The organism is Bradyrhizobium sp. ERR14 (assembly GCF_014198235.1).
Classification (GTDB): Bacteria; Pseudomonadota; Alphaproteobacteria; order Rhizobiales; family Xanthobacteraceae; genus Bradyrhizobium.
This window is the reverse complement of record NZ_JACIHD010000004.1, coordinates 372,181-389,758: the sequence shown is the minus strand read 5'-3', so window position 1 is coordinate 389,758 and position 17,578 is coordinate 372,181. Positions and strand designations below refer to the sequence as shown.

Here is a 17,578-nt window from a genome sequence, read left to right as displayed (position 1 = left end):
TTTGATCCCGGCCAGGGAGGAAGCCGGGATGAAGCGTCGTGATTTTCTGGTCGGGGCCGCGCTGCTGGCCGGCACGATGGCGCGAAGCCGGGCCGCCGACATCCCCGCCCCGTCGCCCGACGGGCTCGACCGCATCACGGCGTATTTCAACGACGAGGTGGGAAGCGGCCGGCTGCCGGGGGCCGTGATCCTGGTGCAGCAGCACGGCAAGCCGGTCTATCTGAAGACGTTTGGCCTGCGCGACGTCAGGACCAGTCTTGCGATGACGCCGGATACGATCTTCGCGATCCACTCGATGACCAAGCCGATCACCTGCCTTGGCGCGATGATGCTGATCGACGAAGGCAAGCTGGCGCTCACCGACCCCGTGTCGAAATACGTTCCCCTGTTTGCCGACACCAAGGTCGGTCTCGAGGTCACCCTGCCCGACGGCAAGCTGGAGCTCGATCTCGTGCCGCCGGTCCGCCCCGTCAACATCGAGGACTTGCTGCGGCACACTTCGGGCATCAGCTACGATTATATCGGCGGCAAATGGGTCGAGCAGGCCTACAAGGCCGCCAACATCTTAGAAGGCCAATTCAACAACAGGGAATTCGCCGACCGCATCGCCAAGCTGCCGCTGGCGCGGCAGCCGGGAACGCTGTGGCGCTACGGCCATTCCACCGACGTGCTCGGCAGCGTCATCGAGATCATCTCGGGCCAGACGCTGTATCAGTTCCTGAAACAGCGCATCTTCGACCCGCTCGGCATGAGCAGCACCAAATTCACGCTGGCGACCGAGGACGAGCTCGCGCGGATGGCGCGGCCGCTGCCCAACGATTTCATCCTGCTCGCCGCCGAGCGCGACCGCCTCGATCATCCCGAATGGCAATCCGGCGGCGGCGGCCTGCTCTCGACCATCACCGACTATCAGCGCTTCTCGCAGATGCTGCTCAACGGCGGCGAATTCGAGGGCAAGCGCTATCTCAGCCCTGCCGCGTTCAAGGCCATGACGACCGATCACATCGGACCCGGCTCCGGCGTCGGACGCGATTATTTCTATTTCCCGGGTGACGGCTTCGGCTATGGCTACGGCCTTGCGGTGCGGACCGATCCCGGCAACGCCAAACCGCCGCCGCCGGGCTCGCTCGGCGAATTGAAATGGGACTCAGGGAGCGGCACCTATTTCGGCGTCGATCCCAAGCTCGACATGGTCTACCTCATGATGCAGCAGACCCAGAACGAGCGCAGCCGCATCACGCCCGCCTTCAAGGCGCTGGTCTACGACTGCTACCCCGAGGGACTACGCCGCCCGTGAGGCGCGCTGACCGAAATCGGCGAGCAGCTTTGCGATCTCGGCCGCAGGCCGCGCCGCACTGAACAGAAAGCCCTGCACCTCGTTGCAGCCCTCGGCGCGCAGCCAGTCGAGCTGATCCTCGGTCTCGACGCCCTCGGCGGTCGTGGTGATGTTGAGGCTGCGGCCGAGCCCGGAGATCGCGCGCACGATCGCGCTGCAATCGGGCCGCTGCGCCAGATCCTTGACGAACGAGCGGTCGATCTTGATCTTGTCGAACGGGAAGCTGCGCAAGTAGCTCAGGCTGGAATAGCCAGTGCCGAAATCATCCATGGAGATGCTGACGCCGAGCTCGCGGAGCTGGTGCAGGATGGCGAGATTGGCGTCGGTCTCGGCCAGGAAGATCGACTCGGTGATTTCGAGCTCGAGCCGCCGCGGCGACAGGCCGGACTGCGCCAGCGCCGAGATCACGATTTGCACCAGGTTGCGGCTGCGGAATTGCGCCGGCGACAGATTGACCGCGACCTTGACGTCGGCAGGCCATTTGACGGCCTCGGCGCAGGCTTCGCGCAGCACCCACTCCCCTAACTGGGTGATGAGGCCGATGTCCTCGGCGACCGGGATGAACTCCGCCGGCGAGATCATGCCCTTGTCCGGATGACACCAGCGCAGCAGCGACTCGAAGCCGGAGATGCGATCGGAGGCGATCGACACCAGCGGCTGATAGTGCAGCTCGAACTCGCCATTGGCGAACGCACGCCGCAGATCGAGCTCCATGTCGCGGCGCTTCTGCGCCTGCAGGTCCATCTCGCGCTCGAAGAAATGGTGCACGCCGCCGCCGTCGGACTTCGCCCGGTACAGCGCCATGTCGGCATTGCGCATCAACTCTTCCGGCGTCGCGCCGTCGCCGGGCGACAGCGCGATGCCGATGCTGGCACCGATCACCATCTCCTGGCCGTCGAGATCGTAGGGCGCCTTCAGCATGTCGATCAGCAGGCCAGCGCAGGCGCTGGCCTCGTTCGGCGAGACGTCGGCGGCAAGGATCACCGCGAATTCGTCGCCGCCGAGCCGCGCCGCCAGATTGCCGCCGCGGACGGCAAGGGTCAGGCGCTCGGCGACGTCCTTGAGCAGGCGGTCGCCGACGGGATGACCGAAGGAATCGTTGATGTTCTTGAACAGGTCGAGATCGATGTAGAGCACGCCGACCCGTTTTCCCGCCGCCTGCTCCAGCGCCTGCTTCAGCCGCTCCTGGAAATATTCGCGGTTCGGCAGGTCGGTGAGCCCGTCATGGTGGGCCATGTGCGCGATGCGCGCCTCGGCCTTGCGCCGTTCGGTGATGTCGACCACCGCGACCAGATAGCCGTCGCGATCGTCGAAGGCGACGCGGCGGCCGAAGGTGAGCACCTCGATCTCGCTGCCGTCGGCGCGCAAATGCCGCCAATTGCGCGAGGAGTGGTAGGCCTCGCCGACGCGCTCCAGCGCCTCGGCGTGGCTGTCCCACTCGTCCTCCGGCCAGATCTCGTGCAGCTTCATGCGCAGGAAGGTGGCGCGGCTGTAGCCGTAATGCTGGACCGCGGCGTCGTTGACGCCAAGGAATTCCTTGGTCTGCGCGTCGAACACCCACATCGGCATCGGGTTGCTGTCGAACAGCAGGCGGAACGAGGCGTCGCGCCGCTTCAACGCGGTGACATCGGAGATCGTCAACGAGACCACGTCGGCGAAGGCCGTGGCGCTGAGGCGCAGATGCCGGCCCTCGCTCTCGATCTCGAGCTGTTCGCCGCGGCCGCCCGCGACGGCCTTGAGCAGAAAGTCCATGATCTCGGGCGAGGCCAGCAGCGTGTTGCCCTCGCCGATCCGCCGCCACAACAGGTTTCCGGTCGCGACATTCAGCAGCGCGCTTGCGCTGTTGTTGTGGTGCACGACCTGGAGATCGGACGGCTTGCCGCCGGCATCGCGCAGCGTCGCCAGCGAGATCACCGCGTCGTCGGTCGAGGCGAAGATCGCGTCCAGCAGATTGTACTGGGTGCCGCGCTCGTTGATATAGGCGCCGACCAGCGTAGCGCCCCAGCGCGAGGCCGTCGGCAGCGCCAGCACATCGTAGGTCCGGACCATGCCGTCGCGCACGCAATGCGCGCTGGCTTGATAGGGTCGTCCGTTGGCAAGCGCGCTCGTCGCCGCTTCCGACAGCGCGGTGGCGCAATCCGGCGACAATTCGGCGACGGGGATATCCCAACGCTCCTCGCCGAGCCATTTCTGCACGTAGCGTCCGCTGCGCGACAGTTCGAGCGTGCCGTCGTTCCTCAATAGCGCGATGTGATCGGCGAGCCGTCCGAGACTGCCGAGCATCACGTCCTCATAGCGCGGCAGCCGATCGCCCGGCTTCAGTGCGGCACTCCACTTGCGCTGAAGCACCGGGATGTCGTCGAACATTTCGGCGGCCGGTTTTCCCGACACTTTCTTCGCGGCATTCATGGCAGTCCCCAACGCACTTTCCCGGCGCATCCAATGCAGCTGCGCTTAACGACATGTAAAAAGGCCGCAGGCGCGGGTTCCATTCGGCGATTATGACAGTTTTAAGTCAGGTGTTGGTTAGTGGGCGTTAGAGACTATGACGGTGATGCGAAGCTCTCGCGTCCCCGGCGCGCTGCAGCGTTCTTACGCTGCTGCGCAGAGCCGGGACCCAGGAAGCCGCAGCACGTGCTGATACATGGGCCCCGGCTCTGCAGCGCACCGCCGAAGAGGCGCTGCAGAGCCGGGGCACGAGAGCGGAGCTTGGCGCACCACTGCGTCAACATCGTCACTGCGAGCGCAGCGACTTGCCCGCCGAAGCCTTGGCGAAGGCCGAAGCAATCCAGAATCCTTCCGCAGTGGCCATATTTAATCCGTCATCCTGAGGTGCGAGGCGTGCGATGCGAACGCATCGCATGCCGAGCCTCGAAGGATGAACGGCCGAGCTGATGCAGCCGGGCCGTCGCCCTTCGAGGCTTGCTCTGCGTCGCTGTCGCGCCGCAGCGCGCGCACCTCAGGGTGACGGTGACGGATAGAGCTCGCGGCAGCATTCCGTATTCGCTCTCGACGTGGAGACACACCTTCACATCCTCGCGGCTCATCTCGCCCGAGCTTTGCTTGATCGCTTCGCCCTCAATTGAAAGAGGGCGCAGGGAAGACCGGGCGCCGGCTGGCACCCGCGGTCCACTGTGCGAAATCTGCGTAACAAGAAGCTGCACAGCGGCATACAGGTGTAGCCAGGACATCCCGGCCTTCCCTGCGCAGTGGTTTTACGGCTTATGTCGTGCTCTCCCCGGGGAGCGTTGCACTATTGCCCCCGTCGCCTTGCGGCTGGCTGACGGATGCGTCCGGTTGGACGACACCCATCACCGCAACACTTGACGCACAGACCCCGGGCGTCAGGACCACACGATTTTGCCGTACGCCGATCACACCGGTCGTGTGCGCGAGGTCATCGCTCACGGTTGCCCGCCCTGCGAAGCTGTTCGCGCCGATGTCACCTGCGTCCACCGCCGCCCGGCCCGCGTTCGTGACGATCGCGATACGCCCCTCTTCCTTGGGCCGGGTTGAGGCGACACATACGATATTTCCGAATTTCGGTAAAGTGGAATATTTTTGTCGCCGCGCGTTGACCCAGGGCTCGCGTGTTTTGCCCGCCGGGCAGCGCAAGATCTTGTAGCCCGGATGGAGCGCAGCGTAATCCGGGGAGTCTTGCTACGAGGCACGAGCGCCCCGGATTACGCTCTCGCTCCATCCGGGCTACGAAGCCTCACCCCGCCAGCCTCTCGATCACGATATCGAGCAGCGCGCGCAGACGGGCGAGGCGCCTGAGATCGCGGTGATAACCGACATAGGTGTCGCGGCCGGGCGGCGCCGTTCCGACGTCGAGCGCGACCAGACGGCGGTCGCGGTCGCCGAGCGGACGCGGCAGCACGGCAAAGCCGTCACCGCTGGCGCAAAGCTCGGCCTGCACCTGCCTGTTGTTGCTGCGCGAAGCGATTGCTGCATTCGGCAGTGCGCGCTTCAACCAAACGGCGTCCGGCATGTCGGCGAACTCGGCATTCATCGTCACGACGCGGACAGCGCCGCCGGCGCGCGGCGGCTTGCTGCCCTTCTTGCCGTAGAGCGCGTAGGGAATGTGCAGCAGCTTTCTGGAGATCACCTCGGGCTCGCTGAACGGCTTGATGCGGAAGACGAGATCGGCTTCACGCCGCGGCAGGCTGTAGAGCCGCGCATCGGTCAGGAGCTCCACCGTCACCTTGGGGTGACGCTTGCCGAACGCGGCGATCACCGGCGACAGCATCACCGTCCCGAACCAGTCCGACGACGACAGGCGCAACAGGCCGTCGAGCTGCGTCTCCGCGCCGGATACATGACGCTCCAGTGCGAGCGCCTCGTCCTCGATCCGCTCGGCATGGCGGAGCACGGCGGCGCCCTCGTCGGTCAGCACCAGGCCATCCGCCGTGCGCTGGAACAGGGTCTGGCCCAACGATGTCTCGAGCGCGCGAAGCCGCCGGCCCATCGTCGGCTGGGTCTGGCCGATTTTTCGTGCGGCAGCGCCGAGCGTGCCTTCGCGCGCAATTGCCAGGAAGATGCGCAGATCGCTCCAGTCCATCAGGATTCCCGCCATACAAAAATGTATGACGAGCGTACAGCCTTGTTCCTTCTCATGCAAAATTTCATGGGCATATTGAGCCGATCACGGAGCAAGACGATCATGACGAGACAATCGACGATGCGCGCCGGCGTCCTGGAGACCCACAACGCTCCCTTGCGCGTCTCAACCATCTCCACGCCCGAGATCGGCCCGCACGACGTGCTGGTGCGGGTGCGGGCGAGCGGGGTCAATCCGCTCGACACCAAGATCCAGGCGGGCGCCGCGGCGCATGCGCGCCATCCGCTGCCGGCGATTCCAGGGATCGATCTCGCCGGCGTGGTCGAACTGGCCGGGCGCGAGGTGACGCGGTTCAAGCCGGGCGACGAGGTCTACGGCATGACCGGTGGTGTCGGCGGCGTACAGGGATCGCTGGCCGAATTCGCCGCGGTCGATGCCGATCTCCTCGCGCCGAAGCCTGTCAATCTCAGCATGCGGGAAGCTGCCGCCCTGCCGCTGATCGTCATCACGGCCTGGGAAGGCCTGATCGACCGGGCGGCGTTGAAGGCGGGCCAGAAGGTATTGATTCATGGCGGTGCGGGCGGCGTCGGTCATGTCGCGATCCAGATCGCGCGCGCCGTCGGAGCGGATGTGTTCGCAACCGGCTCGCCGTCGCAGCGCGCCACCATCGAAGGTTTCGGCGCCGTCTTCATCGACCGCGGCAGCTCGGTCGAAACCTACGTGCCGCAGCATACCGGCGGCCGCGGCTTCGACATCGTCTACGACACCGTAGGCGGCAAGGTGCTCGACGCTTCCTTCGAAGCAGTGCGCCGCTTCGGCCATGTGGTGAGCGCGCTCGGCTGGGGCACGCATGCGCTTGCGCCGCTGTCATTCCGGGCGGCCACCTATTCAGGCGTGTTCACGCTGCTGCCGCTGCTGTCGGGCGAAGGCCGCGCGCGTCATGGAGAGATCATGGCGCAAGCCACGCGCCTCGCCGAGACCGGCAAGCTCGTGCCGCTGCTCGACGCCAGGCGTTTTACGCTGGAGAGCGTCGACGAGGCCTATGCGCTGATCAGGGATCACGCCGCCAAGGGCAAGTTGGTCGTCGATGTCTGAGGTGGAGCTTGTGGCCCGGATGAGGGCAGCGCAATCCGGGATTCTCGCTAAGAGCACGAAGGCCCCGGATTACGCTGCGCTCCATCCGGGCTACGGAGCTGTGCGCGCCGCAAGTCCTCGCTGGACGCGGCGGAGCGGTTGCGCAAGTAGGCCTGCGACAACAGGAAGAACAACGCGCGCTCGCCATGATATTTGGCGGACGGCCGGGTGCGCTCGAAACCATCGGCAAAGATCTTGCCGGACTGGTCGCACACCTGCCATCGCCAGCCAAACCGCTTGCGCCTGGTGAGGATCACTTCGAACATGCCGACGAGCTTGGTCCCCTGCTCCTTGCCGGTCTCGCAAAGGCATCCAAGCCCCTGCTCCGGCCTCCCCCATTAAACGGATGCCCGACATATAACCCAGCCGAGTGGAAAGAGAATAAAATTGATGATCGGAAATCGTCTCTTGCACCGCTGGGATGAAGATGGCGGGGGTGCGGGAATAAGCTTTCGCCAGCGGTGTTCGCCTTGGCCCCAGGAGGCAATCTGCTGGCGCTTGCATATTCAAAGCAGAACACAGGGGTTGATGGGGATGAGCATTTGCTCACCAGTCCCCACGGCGGATGCGGCGGTAACAGGAGATGCCACGCTCGTGCGCTCGATGAGAATTTCCGTGCCGGGCGTCAGGTCGGTGTCAGGTCGCAGACGGCATCGCCGCCAGGACCTTAGCGCGCGATGGCCTTAGCGCGCGACGACTTCGACCTCGCCGTCGACGCCGTTGACGACGTTGAATCCGCGCTCGTAGACCTTGCCCTCGTTCTTGGCGATGGCGCGGTATTCGCCTTCGGAGAGCACGACGCGCGGGAAGGCGCCGATCGATTCCTTGATGACGTCGCCGCCCGGGGTCAGCACTGACCAGGCGGTGTTGGCGAGCGCCTCGCCGCCCCTGTCGCTGACCAGCTTGAGGGTGATCACGGCAGCACGGTGGGTGATGGTGACGTCGGTGAGCTTGCTGGCCTGGACGCGGATGTCGGAGCGCACCACCGAATTGGCGTCGCCATAGTTGGAGATGATGTAGTAGGTGCCCTCCGGCAGCAGCACGACGTCGCCGGCGGCGACGTTCGGCACCAAGGAGGCGCGCTCGCCGGATTCGAACTGGCTGCCCTTGTAGATCGCGAACGAGATCTGGTTCTGGGGAATGCGGCTGGTGCCGACCCGGCCCTCGATCCGCAGGCCCCCGGCCGGCAGCACGAAGGACTCGCGGTCGGTCTCGGCCTTCAGGCTGACGGTGCGCACCGCGCTGACGAGGCCGAAGGCGACGTGCACGACGTAATTGCCCGGCGGCAGCACGATGTTGGGCGTGGCGCTGCGGTCCTCGCGGATCAGCTTGAAGGTGCCGTTCTCGTCGGGACGGTCGGCAAACACGCGCCACACCAGGCCGCTGGTGATCGCCGGAGAATCCTTGCCGTATTTCGCGGTCAGCGACAGCACGCCCTGTCCGGGCACGGCCGCATTGAGCGGGGCGGCCGGCGGCACGGTCGTGACCGCGGGCGGCGGCATGCTCGGGGTTGCCGGCTGCATCAGGGTCGGCGGCAGGCTCGGGGGGCCGGCGCCAGGCCCGGAGGGCGGCGCCAGGCTGACGGCGCCGCCGGGCTCGGGCACCGAAGCCGGTGGGACCGGCGGCGGACGATCGGAGAAAAGCTGCGCCTGCGCAGCGTTTTGGCCTGAGGTAACGAGGCACGCGGCAAGGATCAGCGCCGGCAGCAGCCTGCCGCTGCGCCGCCATCCGATGATGCCGTCACCCCCGCGTGTCATGCCCCCTGCTTTTCACCGAAAACGCGGCAAATTCAAGCCTCTGATACCCCTGGAAATACGGGCCCGTGCAGATCGGTGGAACCTGGTTGACGCCTGCGTGATTACACCAGAGGCAACCGTCCCTCGCCATACTCCTGCCCCGTGCCCTTTCCAAAGCGGCATAAACCATGCTTCGCGCCTGATATGGCGAAGCGCAAATGCGGTGCCTAGTCTGACGGTGCAGGCCCCGGCGTAGGAGAGTTTCGGTGCTAGACATCTTGAAGGGGCGTGGCGCGAACGGCTCGAACGGTGAGAAGATTGGCCTTGGCCCCACCCGACGGCCGGTCATCGGCCTCGCCCTCGGTGGCGGCGCGGCGCGCGGCTTTGCCCATATCGGAATCCTCAGGACCCTGATTGCCAACGGCATCGTGCCCGACGTCGTGGTCGGCACCTCCATCGGCGCCGTGGTCGGTGGCCTGCATGCGGCCGGCCGGCTCGAGACGTTCGAAGAGTGGGGGCGCAGCCTGCAAGGGATGCGCAACATCCTCGGCTATCTCGACATCCGCCTCAACGGCTCCGGCCTGCTCGGCGGCGAGAAGCTGGCGACCCGCCTCGTGAACGCGGTCGGACAGACCCTGATCGAGGACCTGCCCATCAAGTTCGCAAGCGTCGCGACCGAGGTCCGCACCGGCCACGAGATCTGGCTGACACGCGGCCGGGTGGTCGATGCGATGCGTGCGTCCTACGCCCTGCCCGGCATCTTCTCGCCCGTCCTGATCGGCGACCGCTGGCTGGTCGACGGCGCGCTGGTGAACCCGGTGCCGGTCTCGGCCGCCCGCGCGCTCGGCGCCGAAATCGTCATCGCCGCAAATCTTTCCAGCGACATCTTCACCCATTCCACGACGATCTATTCGCACGGCGCACTGCCCGCCCCGGTCGCTCCGGAGGCGGAGGAGCCGACGGCCAAGCGGCGCTTCCCGCGCCTGTTCTCGCCCGAGAGGACGATGAAGCGCGAGTTCTTTGGCGGTAATGGCCGGCCCGGCATCTCCTCGGTGATGGTGGATGCCTTCAACATCATGCAGGATCGCATCACCCGCGCCCGCCTTGCCGGCGATCCGCCGGATCTGTTGATCACGCCGCGGGTCGGCCAGTTCGGCTGGTTCGACTTCCACCGCTCCGAGGACCTGATCGCTCATGGCACCCGCGCCGCGGAGCGCGCGCTGGAGTCGATCCAGGAGGCAATCCATGTGCTGGCGCCGGCGCCGGAAGGCACCGCGCCGAAAGCGGGCGAGCAGACCTGATCAGGCCGTCTTGATGTAGTCGCGCAGGGCTTCCTGCTCGGACTCGTATTCCTGGACCCGGCGCTTGACGATGTCGCCGATCGAGATCAGGCCGACCACCTTGCCGTTGTCGGTCACCGGCAGATGGCGGAACTTGCCCGACGTCATCATCTCCATGAGCTCGGCGACCGTGTCGGTCTCCTTGCAGGTCACGACCTTGCGGGTCATGACCTGAGCGACCGGCTCCTCCAGCGCGCCGGCGCCGCGCTCGCCGATCACGCGGACGATGTCGCGCTCCGACAGGATGCCCTCAAGCCGGCTCTGGTTCATCACCAGCACCGCGCCGATCTTCTTCTCACCGAGCAACTTGACCGCGGCAGCCAGCTTCGCGTCGGGCTCGACGCTCACGATCTGGTGGCCCTTGGTGTTGAGAATGGAACGTACCGTCATTGTTGCCTCCCTGAATCGGACCCGTTCCGCCTTTGGCGGCCCGGACTTGTTCTTCGAGTCTTCAACTAACAGTTTTAGCGCCGGTTGCAGGCTCAGGCGCTTTGCGAAGCATCGCCGCTAGCGGCTTGCAGCTTCGGAACATTCTTCCGGCAAATGATGGATGAATTCGGGCCGCACCGCAAGCGCCGCTTCAAATACGGTCTGAAACGTCCTGTGATGACGCATCCGCAGCATCGTTTCGCACGCGCGGCACGGGATCGAACAGCGCAAACAGCAGCAGGCCGGCGAAGAAGCCGCCGATATGCGCCTGCCAGGCCACGCTCGTGGTTTCGGAATCGATGCCGATCGCACCGACGCCGAAGATGATGTTGACGCCGAACCACACGGCGAGGAAGCCGACCACCCGTCCGTCGCGCAGCGCGCGCGACAGCGGCAGCGCCGGAACCTTGGCTGCGGTATCGGCGTCCGACCGGTTGAACGACAGGAAGCTGCCGCGGACGAACGCGAAGCGGATTGCGGCTGCCATCGCGCCCGACACCGAGGCCGAGGCGCCGATCATCGGCGCCACCGCATGCTCATGGGTGACGAGATGGGCGAGCGCGCCGGCCGCCGCCGTCACCGCCAGAAACAGGAAGAACCTGACCGCGCCGAAGCGCCGCGCCAGCGCGCTGCCGAACGGCAACAGCCAGAGCACGTTGAAGCCGAGATGGGTCAGATTGGCGTGCAGCAGCGAATAGGTGACGAAGGTCCAGACCTTGGCGCCGGCCCCGCCGGGGATCTGCAAGTTCAGCAGCGAGGAATCATACCGCTTGGGGATGAAGCCGAAGACGTCGATGGTCCAGTTCTCGAGCTCCGGCGGCAGCAGCACCCGCAGATGGACCACCGCCAGCAGGACGATATAGGCGGTCAGCGCCACAGGCAGCGTCAGGACCGGCTCGCGCGGAGCCTCCTCATGGGCGGCCGGCAGGCCGGGCTGAGAATCCTGCGGCGGAGAATCGTGCGGGGAATCCAAGGCAGCTTCGCTTTCAGGCGCGATCGGAACGATCCGTTTGGAGATAGTCGCCTTTGCCGGCCTTGCGCAAGTGCACAAAAGGAAAAGGCAGGGCCCTGGGAAGCCCTGCCTGTCCGTGTCGGCCTTCCGGTGCCGGAGGAATGAAGGTGTATCCCCACCCCTCCCCGCGGCCCGTGACCAAACTGTTTGACGCCCTGTGTACAGGCCCCGCCGAGAACCTGGATGAAAGCGGCGAGGCTTGCGACTGCGATCACCATAGCAGCGCCGCGCGAGGGGCAAAGGCCATAGTTAATTTAACGTTAACAACGCAAAGACCGCCTTAACGAGGGCGAAAACGCCCTCCCGGCATGGACGCTGCAAATCCCCTCCTGCACAACATCACAAGGGATCGCGGGTGCACTGAAGCGGGACAGCTTTGTCCCTTCGAGGTTGCACCCCGGGATAAGCGTTCAGACATGAAACATCCGTCGAGCCGCGCGTTCTTCGCGTACTGGGACAAGAAGCGCGGCGCCGCACGGGCTCCCGACAGGGCCGACATCGATCCGGCCGCGGTCCGCGGCCTGCTCGGCGACATTTTTGTCCTCTCCTGCGAGCCCAATCTCGGCTTTCCCTTCCGCGTCGCCGGCACACGCGTCTGTGCTCTCGCGGGATGTGACCTCAAGGACCAGAGCTTTGCGGCGCTGTTCACGGCCGCGAGCCGCGGCGAGATCGAGGAGATCACCACCATCGTCGCCGACGAGGCGTTAGGTGCGATCGCCGGCGTCACGGCCGCGCGCGAGGACGGCAGCAAGGCCTATCTCGAGCTGTTGCTGCTGCCCTTCAACGCCCGCCCGCACACGCCGGTGAGCGTGACGGGCGTGCTCGCACCGTTCGACGACGAATGCGGCGCGCTCTCAGCCTTCACCCTCACCTCCTGGCGCTATCTGCACCAGCCGGAGAAGCTGCTGCCGCGCGCGATCCGCAAACTGCAGATCGCACGCGGGCTGATGGTGTATGAAGGGCTGAGATAGTCTCCGCCGCCCGACAAATCACGCGCATGCGGATGGCCGTTTTTGCCGGATCTGCGTCATTCCTGATGTCGTCGCCAAGGGTTAGCTTCCGCCTCGCGTGAAGCAACGAGGTTCGGGTGACATCATCATGACATGGCGCGTTCTGGCGTTGAGCGGCCTCGGCTGCGTGGCGCTGCTGGCGGCGATCGGCGGAAGCTGGCTGTTCCTGCTGCCAGGCGCGCCGGCTCAGGGAGCCGCCCCTGCGATATCCAAGGAGGAGACCGAAGCGACGCTTGCGGCGCTGAAGCCGCCGAAGCGCAAACGCCCGCTGATTGCCATCGTCGGCATCAACGACATGAGCGAGACGACCGACTATCTGATGCCCTACGGCATCCTCGCGCGCGCCGATGTCGCCGACGTCCTCACATTGGCGACGCAGCCCGGACCCGTCACGCTCTATCCCGCGCTGAAAGTGCAGCCGCATGCGACCATCGCCGAGTTCGACGCGGCGCATCCCGACGGCGCCGATTACGTGATCGTGCCCGCGATGAGCCGCGAAGACGATGCCGTGGCGTTGCAATGGATCAAAAGCCAGGCCGGCAAGGGCGCGATCATCATCGGCGTCTGCGTCGGCGCCAAGGTCGTTGCCAACACGGGACTCCTCGACGGCCGGCAGGCCACCACGCACTGGTATTCGGTGCGCGATCTGCAGAAGCATTCCGCGATCCGCTACGTCGCGGACCGCAGGCTGGTGGTCGATCGCGGCGTTGCGACGACGACCGGCATCACCGCGTCCATACCGATGGCCCTGACCCTGGTCGAGGCCATCGCCGGCCGCGCCAGGGCCGAGGCGGTCGCCCGCGACATCGGTCTTGCGGAGTGGAATGCGCGCCATCGCAGCGCGGCGTTCCAGTTCACACGCCCGTTCGCGCTGACGGCGATCGCCAACACGCTCGCATTCTGGAACCGCGAGCAACTCGGACTCGCGCTGACGCCAGACATCGACGAGGTGTCGCTTGCGCTTGTCGCGGATGCGTGGTCGCGCACCTATCGCTCGCGCGCCCTCACCTTCGCGGCCACGGCAGAGCCGCAGACGAGCCGTGGCGGTCTTCGCATCCTGCCCGACAAGGTCGCGGCCGACTGGCCGGCACGCTGACGCCGCCTGATACCGTCGACTTGCCGCCGGCGCGAGCGCTGGACCGGACGCTGCATGCCATCGATGCGCGCTACGGGTCACGCACGGCCGACTTCGTCGCGATGCAGCTCGAATATCCGAGATGACCGCACGTCAGTGCGCCGGCTGTCGCTAGCAACAGCCGACGCACGATGCGCGGTTACGGCATCGCCAGGTGCCAGGCGCCGTTCAAGAAGCCGTCGCCGGTGACGTCGCCGGGCTTCTGGTCCTTGGCGAAGGTGTAGAGAGGCTTGCCCTTGTAGGCCCACTGCTTCGAGCCGTCGTCGCGCGTGATGATGGTGTAGCCGTCGCCCGCTGCATCGCTGGCCTCGGCCTTCAGCACCGGCCAGTTCGTCGCGCATGGACCGTTGCAGGCGGACTTGCCGTCCGCGTCCTTGTCGAAGGTGTAGAGCGTCATGCCCTTGCCATCGGTGAGCACGTTGCCCTTGTCGGTCTTGCCGGTCTTGGTCGGGGGTGCGGCGAAGGCGGCGGGAACGATCGCGAGCGAGAGTGCCAGCGAGAGCGCGAGGCGGATCGAGGACGTCATGATATCTCCTGTCGTGCAATTGGCTTGCATGGGTAGGACGCCGCAGGCCGCGTCGTATTCCTGAGACGGCGGCAAGGATATTTTTCACTGCGCTCGCCGACGCGGCGGAATAAACTGGATCAACCGAGACGGAACGACGGAAAGACATGAGCAAGCCGCATTGGCGTCCCGCGCACGCATCCGACCTGCCCGCGATCAGCGCGATCGCGGCGCGGATTCATCCTGCTCTTCCTGAGAGCCCCGAGGTGCTCGCGGAGAAGATGCGGCTCTATCCCGACGGATGCCGCGTGCTGATCACGGGCGACGAGATCGCCGGCTACGGACTTTCGCATCCCTGGAAGCAACACCGGATCCCGCCGCTCGACGGCCTGCTCGCACGATTGCCTGACGATGCGGATTGCCTCTACCTGCACGACGTCGCGGTGCTGCCCGATTTTCGCGGCGGTGTCGCGCGCTCCTATGTTGCCGAGATCGAGCAGCTGGCGCGTGCGGCAGGCATCGCAACGCTCGCGCTGGTCTCGGTCTATGCCACGCGGCCGCTGTGGCAACGTCTCGGCTTTCGGCCCGTCACGGCGGACGCGGCACTGCGCGCAAAGCTGGCATCCTATGGCGAAGGCGCGACGTATATGCTGCGCGACCTTACCGCGGCGTAATGTCCCTCACCGGCCAGCCGGCTCACGCGGGCGTGAAGCCGCGCCCTCGAACCGGGTCAAGTGGCGCTCCGTCGAAGGGATGTGCGAGCCGTTCCGGTCTCGCCGAACCGAGGCTGGAGAAGATCCATGAAACTCACTTTGTCGAAGATTGCTTTGATGACATGTGTTGCAGCGAGCGCGTTCGCCGCGACCAGCGCCAACGCGGCGCCACACCGAATCGATGGTTGCCAGTTCGGCTTGTTCGAAAGCTGTGGCATCGTTGCGGAGTCGACGACCCCGGGCCGCGCACGCCGCCCCGTCGCGCGCCTCGCCAACGATACCTCGCCGACCTACATGAAGCAGACTGATCCGCGCTACAGCTCGTCGATGCGCGATGCCGGCGGCGGCGGAGGTGGTGGTGGCGGCGGAGGCGGTGGTGGTGGTGGCGGCGGCCGCTGAACTCACACCTGACTTTTCAGATGATGCCGCCGGTGCAACCCGGCGGCATCATTGTCGTCTGCGCTGAACGGCGCCGGTTCAGCCGCGATGCTTTTTCTTCTTCGGCTTCTTTCCAGGCGCGCCCTTCGCGGGCCACGCCGTGACCGACGGCTCTGCGTGACCCGGCTTGTTCTTGTGCTTCTTCTTGCCGAAAGACGGAGCATCGCCGAATTTCGGCCCGCGCTCGCCTTGAGGCTTGCCGCGTGGCTTGAATTCACTCTTGTCGCGCGGACGATCGTCGCGACGTTCACGATGATCGCTGTCGCGGCTCTCGCGCGTGTGTGACCGCTCCTCCGCAGGCGCCTGCTGCTGCGAGCCCTCCCCCAGCCGTTCGATGCGGATGCTGTCCTCCTTGTCCGGACGCTTGACCTTGGCCGCGAAGGATTCCGCGACCCGCTCGGAGATCTCGAACTCGGTCGTGGTGTCCATGATCTTGATGGCGCCGATGTCGCGCTTGTCGATGCCGCCGCGGCGGCAGATCATCGGCAGCAGCCAGCGCGCCTCCGCATTCTTGCGTCGTCCGATCGCGGCGCGGAACCAGACGCTCGTCTCCGACATGCCGTGCTTCGACGATACTTTTCCCGATTTCGATCGAGGTCTTCCGGCGCGATCGTCGCCGCCGTCGCCTCTATCCTGGAATTTATCGCGACCACGATCATCGCGCGGCCGGCCGCTGCGCTCGCCAGGATCGAGGATGTCTTCGGGCGACGGCAGCCGCGCGCGATAGAGCCGCGCCAGGGCGGCTGCGATATCCTCGGCCGACCGCTCGGCCAGCAGCGCCTGAGCCAGCACCAGATCGTCCGCGGTCGTCTCCTCGGTGAACAACACGTCCTTCATGCGCTCGTGGTCGAGCTTGCGGATTTCGTCCGCCTGCGGCGCCGTGCCCCAGTCGGCGTCGACACCTGCGAGATTGAGCAGCAGCTCCGCGCGACGCCGGCGGGCGGGTGGCACCAGCAAGACGCTTGTCCCCTTGCGTCCGGCGCGCCCGGTTCGGCCCGAGCGGTGCTGCATCACCTCGGCGTCGTTGGGCAGGTCGGCGTGAATGACGAGGTCGAGGCTCGGCAGGTCGATGCCGCGGGCGGCAACGTCGGTGGCGACGCAGACGCGGGCCCGTCCGTCGCGCAGCGACTGCAGCGCCAGGGTCCGCTCGTTCTGCGTCAATTCTCCCGACAGGGCGACGACGGAGAAGCCGCGCTCCAGGAGCGCCGCCTGCAAATGCCTGACGTGATCGCGCGTGCTGCAAAACACCAGCGCGCTCGGCGCCTCGTAGAAGCGCAGCACGTTGACGACCGCATGCTCGGCATCGGCGGGCGCGATCCGGATGGCGCGGTACTCGATATCGGCATGACCGCCTTCGTCGCCGGCGACTTCGATCCGGAACGCCTGCTGCTGATATTGCTTGGCGAGCGCGACGATGCCGCGCGGAAAGGTCGCCGAGAACAGCAGGGTGCGGCGCGTCTCCGGCGTGGTCTCGAGGATGAACTCCATGTCCTCGCGAAAGCCGAGATTGAGCATCTCATCGGCCTCGTCGAGGACGACCGCTTTCAATTCCGAGATGTCGAGACGGCCGCGGCGCAGATGATCGCACAACCGGCCGGGCGTGCCGACGACGATGTGAGCGCCCGCGGCGAGCTCGCGCTGCTCGCGACGCGGATCCATGCCGCCGACGCAGGAGACGACGCGCGTCTCCGCATGCTGGTAGATCCAGGCGAGTTCGCGCTGAACCTGCATCGCGAGCTCGCGGGTCGGCGCCACGATCAAGGCGAGCGGAGCCGCCGCCCGCTCGAACCGCTCGGCATCGCCGAGCAGATCCTTGGCCATGGCGAGGCCATAAGCGAGGGTCTTGCCGGAGCCCGTCTGGGCCGAAACCAGCAGGTCGCGGCCGGCGGCTTCGTCCGCGAGCACGGCGAGCTGAACGGGGGTTGGCGAATCGTAGTTCCGCTCGGCCAAAGCGCGGGCGAGCGGCGGGGTCAGGGCCGGAAAAGACACGGGATGGAGAACCTTGGTTAATTCAGGCGCGCAAACGGTGAGCCGAGGGGCCTGAGCTGCATGCGCGGCAAACGGCCCGGCCGCACGCTGATTTGATCTGGGCGCTCTTTACGCCAAGTGCCCGGAAATCACCATGCCTATGATGCATGGCTTCGCGCAGAGAACCGCGCTTAGAGGTTGCGGAGGATTTTTACCGCCACCTCGATCGGTCAATGGATATGGTCTTGCCGCACCGGCCAT

Annotated in this window: 14 protein-coding genes and 1 pseudogene; 7 read left to right on the top strand and 8 right to left on the bottom strand. The window is 66.0% G+C overall.

Annotated elements, in window-relative coordinates; all coding sequences use genetic code 11:
- Positions 1–28: 28 nt before the first annotated feature.
- Positions 29–1,297, top strand: coding sequence for a serine hydrolase (locus tag GGD62_RS15080; protein WP_183708927.1), 1,269 nt, complete (start codon positions 29–31; stop codon positions 1,295–1,297).
- Here the strand turns inward: GGD62_RS15080 and GGD62_RS15075 are convergent.
- Positions 1,283–3,745: a bifunctional diguanylate cyclase/phosphodiesterase gene (locus GGD62_RS15075; protein WP_183708926.1), complete on the bottom strand. Its 2,463-nt coding sequence runs from the start codon at positions 3,743–3,745 to the stop codon at positions 1,283–1,285. The two genes, GGD62_RS15080 and GGD62_RS15075, sit on opposite strands and share 15 nt — an antisense overlap.
- A gap of 1,306 nt (positions 3,746–5,051) precedes the next feature.
- Positions 5,052–5,897 (bottom strand): LysR family transcriptional regulator, encoded by an 846-nt coding sequence (locus GGD62_RS15070; RefSeq protein ID WP_179734338.1) that lies wholly within the window; start codon positions 5,895–5,897, stop codon positions 5,052–5,054.
- A gap of 102 nt (positions 5,898–5,999) precedes the next feature.
- On the opposite strand from GGD62_RS15070, the gene GGD62_RS15065 reads away from it, so the two are divergent.
- Entirely contained in the window at positions 6,000–6,992 is a 993-nt protein-coding gene (locus tag GGD62_RS15065; RefSeq protein WP_210317830.1) for a zinc-dependent alcohol dehydrogenase family protein, read from the top strand.
- Positions 6,993–7,039: 47 nt separating this feature from the next.
- On the opposite strand, the gene GGD62_RS15060 is transcribed toward GGD62_RS15065, so the two are convergent.
- Both GGD62_RS15060 and GGD62_RS15055 read right to left on the bottom strand, forming a co-directional pair.
- Positions 7,040–7,297: a hypothetical protein gene (locus GGD62_RS15060; protein ID WP_246800104.1), complete on the bottom strand. Its 258-nt coding sequence runs from the start codon at positions 7,295–7,297 to the stop codon at positions 7,040–7,042.
- 417 nt (positions 7,298–7,714) lie between these two features.
- Positions 7,715–8,788, bottom strand: coding sequence for a hypothetical protein (locus GGD62_RS15055; RefSeq protein ID WP_092259287.1), 1,074 nt, complete (start codon positions 8,786–8,788; stop codon positions 7,715–7,717).
- Between the two features lie 245 nt (positions 8,789–9,033).
- On the opposite strand from GGD62_RS15055, the gene GGD62_RS15050 reads away from it, so the two are divergent.
- Positions 9,034–10,068 (top strand): patatin-like phospholipase family protein, encoded by a 1,035-nt coding sequence (locus GGD62_RS15050; RefSeq protein ID WP_018322143.1) that lies wholly within the window; start codon positions 9,034–9,036, stop codon positions 10,066–10,068.
- Here GGD62_RS15050 and GGD62_RS15045 read toward each other — a convergent pair whose 3' ends face one another.
- Complete coding sequence (locus GGD62_RS15045; RefSeq protein WP_179734336.1) at positions 10,069–10,497, bottom strand: CBS domain-containing protein; 429 nt, start codon at positions 10,495–10,497, stop codon at positions 10,069–10,071. It lies immediately after the preceding gene.
- Between the two features lie 190 nt (positions 10,498–10,687).
- Entirely contained in the window at positions 10,688–11,509 is an 822-nt protein-coding gene (locus tag GGD62_RS15040; RefSeq protein ID WP_183708925.1) for a rhomboid family intramembrane serine protease, read from the bottom strand.
- 455 nt (positions 11,510–11,964) lie between these two features.
- Here GGD62_RS15040 and GGD62_RS15035 point away from each other — a divergent pair, with 455 nt between their 5' ends.
- Both GGD62_RS15035 and GGD62_RS15030 read left to right on the top strand, forming a co-directional pair.
- Positions 11,965–12,519 carry a PAS domain-containing protein gene (locus GGD62_RS15035; protein ID WP_183708924.1) on the top strand — a complete coding sequence of 185 codons (555 nt, stop codon included), beginning with the start codon at positions 11,965–11,967 and terminating at the stop codon, positions 12,517–12,519.
- A 127-nt stretch (positions 12,520–12,646) separates the two neighbouring features.
- Positions 12,647–13,779: pseudogene (locus GGD62_RS15030) on the top strand (DJ-1/PfpI family protein).
- A 53-nt stretch (positions 13,780–13,832) separates the two neighbouring features.
- Here the strand turns inward: GGD62_RS15030 and GGD62_RS15025 are convergent.
- Complete coding sequence (locus tag GGD62_RS15025) at positions 13,833–14,219, bottom strand: hypothetical protein (protein WP_177237232.1); 387 nt, start codon at positions 14,217–14,219, stop codon at positions 13,833–13,835.
- A 146-nt stretch (positions 14,220–14,365) separates the two neighbouring features.
- Between GGD62_RS15025 and GGD62_RS15020 the strand changes: the two genes are divergently transcribed.
- Positions 14,366–14,872 carry a GNAT family N-acetyltransferase gene (locus GGD62_RS15020; protein WP_183708923.1) on the top strand — a complete coding sequence of 169 codons (507 nt, stop codon included), beginning with the start codon at positions 14,366–14,368 and terminating at the stop codon, positions 14,870–14,872.
- Between the two features lie 126 nt (positions 14,873–14,998).
- Positions 14,999–15,310 (top strand): hypothetical protein, encoded by a 312-nt coding sequence (locus GGD62_RS15015; RefSeq protein ID WP_183708922.1) that lies wholly within the window; start codon positions 14,999–15,001, stop codon positions 15,308–15,310.
- A gap of 78 nt (positions 15,311–15,388) precedes the next feature.
- On the opposite strand, the gene GGD62_RS15010 is transcribed toward GGD62_RS15015, so the two are convergent.
- The gene (locus tag GGD62_RS15010; RefSeq protein ID WP_179734328.1) at positions 15,389–17,338 is read right to left on the bottom strand and encodes a DEAD/DEAH box helicase; all 1,950 of its coding nucleotides are present in this window, start codon (positions 17,336–17,338) and stop codon (positions 15,389–15,391) included.
- Positions 17,339–17,578: the final 240 nt, after the last annotated feature.

What these genes read in the sequence shown, in the direction of transcription:
- GGD62_RS15065 (WP_210317830.1), top strand. Translation starts at nt 6,000, where the DNA reads ATGACGAGACAATCGACGATGCGCGCCGGCGTCCTGGAGACCCACAAC.
- GGD62_RS15035 (WP_183708924.1), top strand. Translation starts at nt 11,965, where the DNA reads ATGAAACATCCGTCGAGCCGCGCGTTCTTCGCGTACTGGGACAAGAAG.
- GGD62_RS15075 (WP_183708926.1), bottom strand. Translation starts at nt 3,745, where the DNA reads ATGAATGCCGCGAAGAAAGTGTCGGGAAAACCGGCCGCCGAAATGTTC.
- GGD62_RS15015 (WP_183708922.1), top strand. Translation starts at nt 14,999, where the DNA reads ATGAAACTCACTTTGTCGAAGATTGCTTTGATGACATGTGTTGCAGCG.
- GGD62_RS15055 (WP_092259287.1), bottom strand. Translation starts at nt 8,788, where the DNA reads ATGACACGCGGGGGTGACGGCATCATCGGATGGCGGCGCAGCGGCAGG.
- GGD62_RS15060 (WP_246800104.1), bottom strand. Translation starts at nt 7,297, where the DNA reads ATGTTCGAAGTGATCCTCACCAGGCGCAAGCGGTTTGGCTGGCGATGG.
- GGD62_RS15045 (WP_179734336.1), bottom strand. Translation starts at nt 10,497, where the DNA reads ATGACGGTACGTTCCATTCTCAACACCAAGGGCCACCAGATCGTGAGC.
- GGD62_RS15080 (WP_183708927.1), top strand. Translation starts at nt 29, where the DNA reads ATGAAGCGTCGTGATTTTCTGGTCGGGGCCGCGCTGCTGGCCGGCACG.
- GGD62_RS15020 (WP_183708923.1), top strand. Translation starts at nt 14,366, where the DNA reads ATGAGCAAGCCGCATTGGCGTCCCGCGCACGCATCCGACCTGCCCGCG.
- GGD62_RS15070 (WP_179734338.1), bottom strand. Translation starts at nt 5,897, where the DNA reads ATGGACTGGAGCGATCTGCGCATCTTCCTGGCAATTGCGCGCGAAGGC.
- GGD62_RS15025 (WP_177237232.1), bottom strand. Translation starts at nt 14,219, where the DNA reads ATGACGTCCTCGATCCGCCTCGCGCTCTCGCTGGCACTCTCGCTCGCG.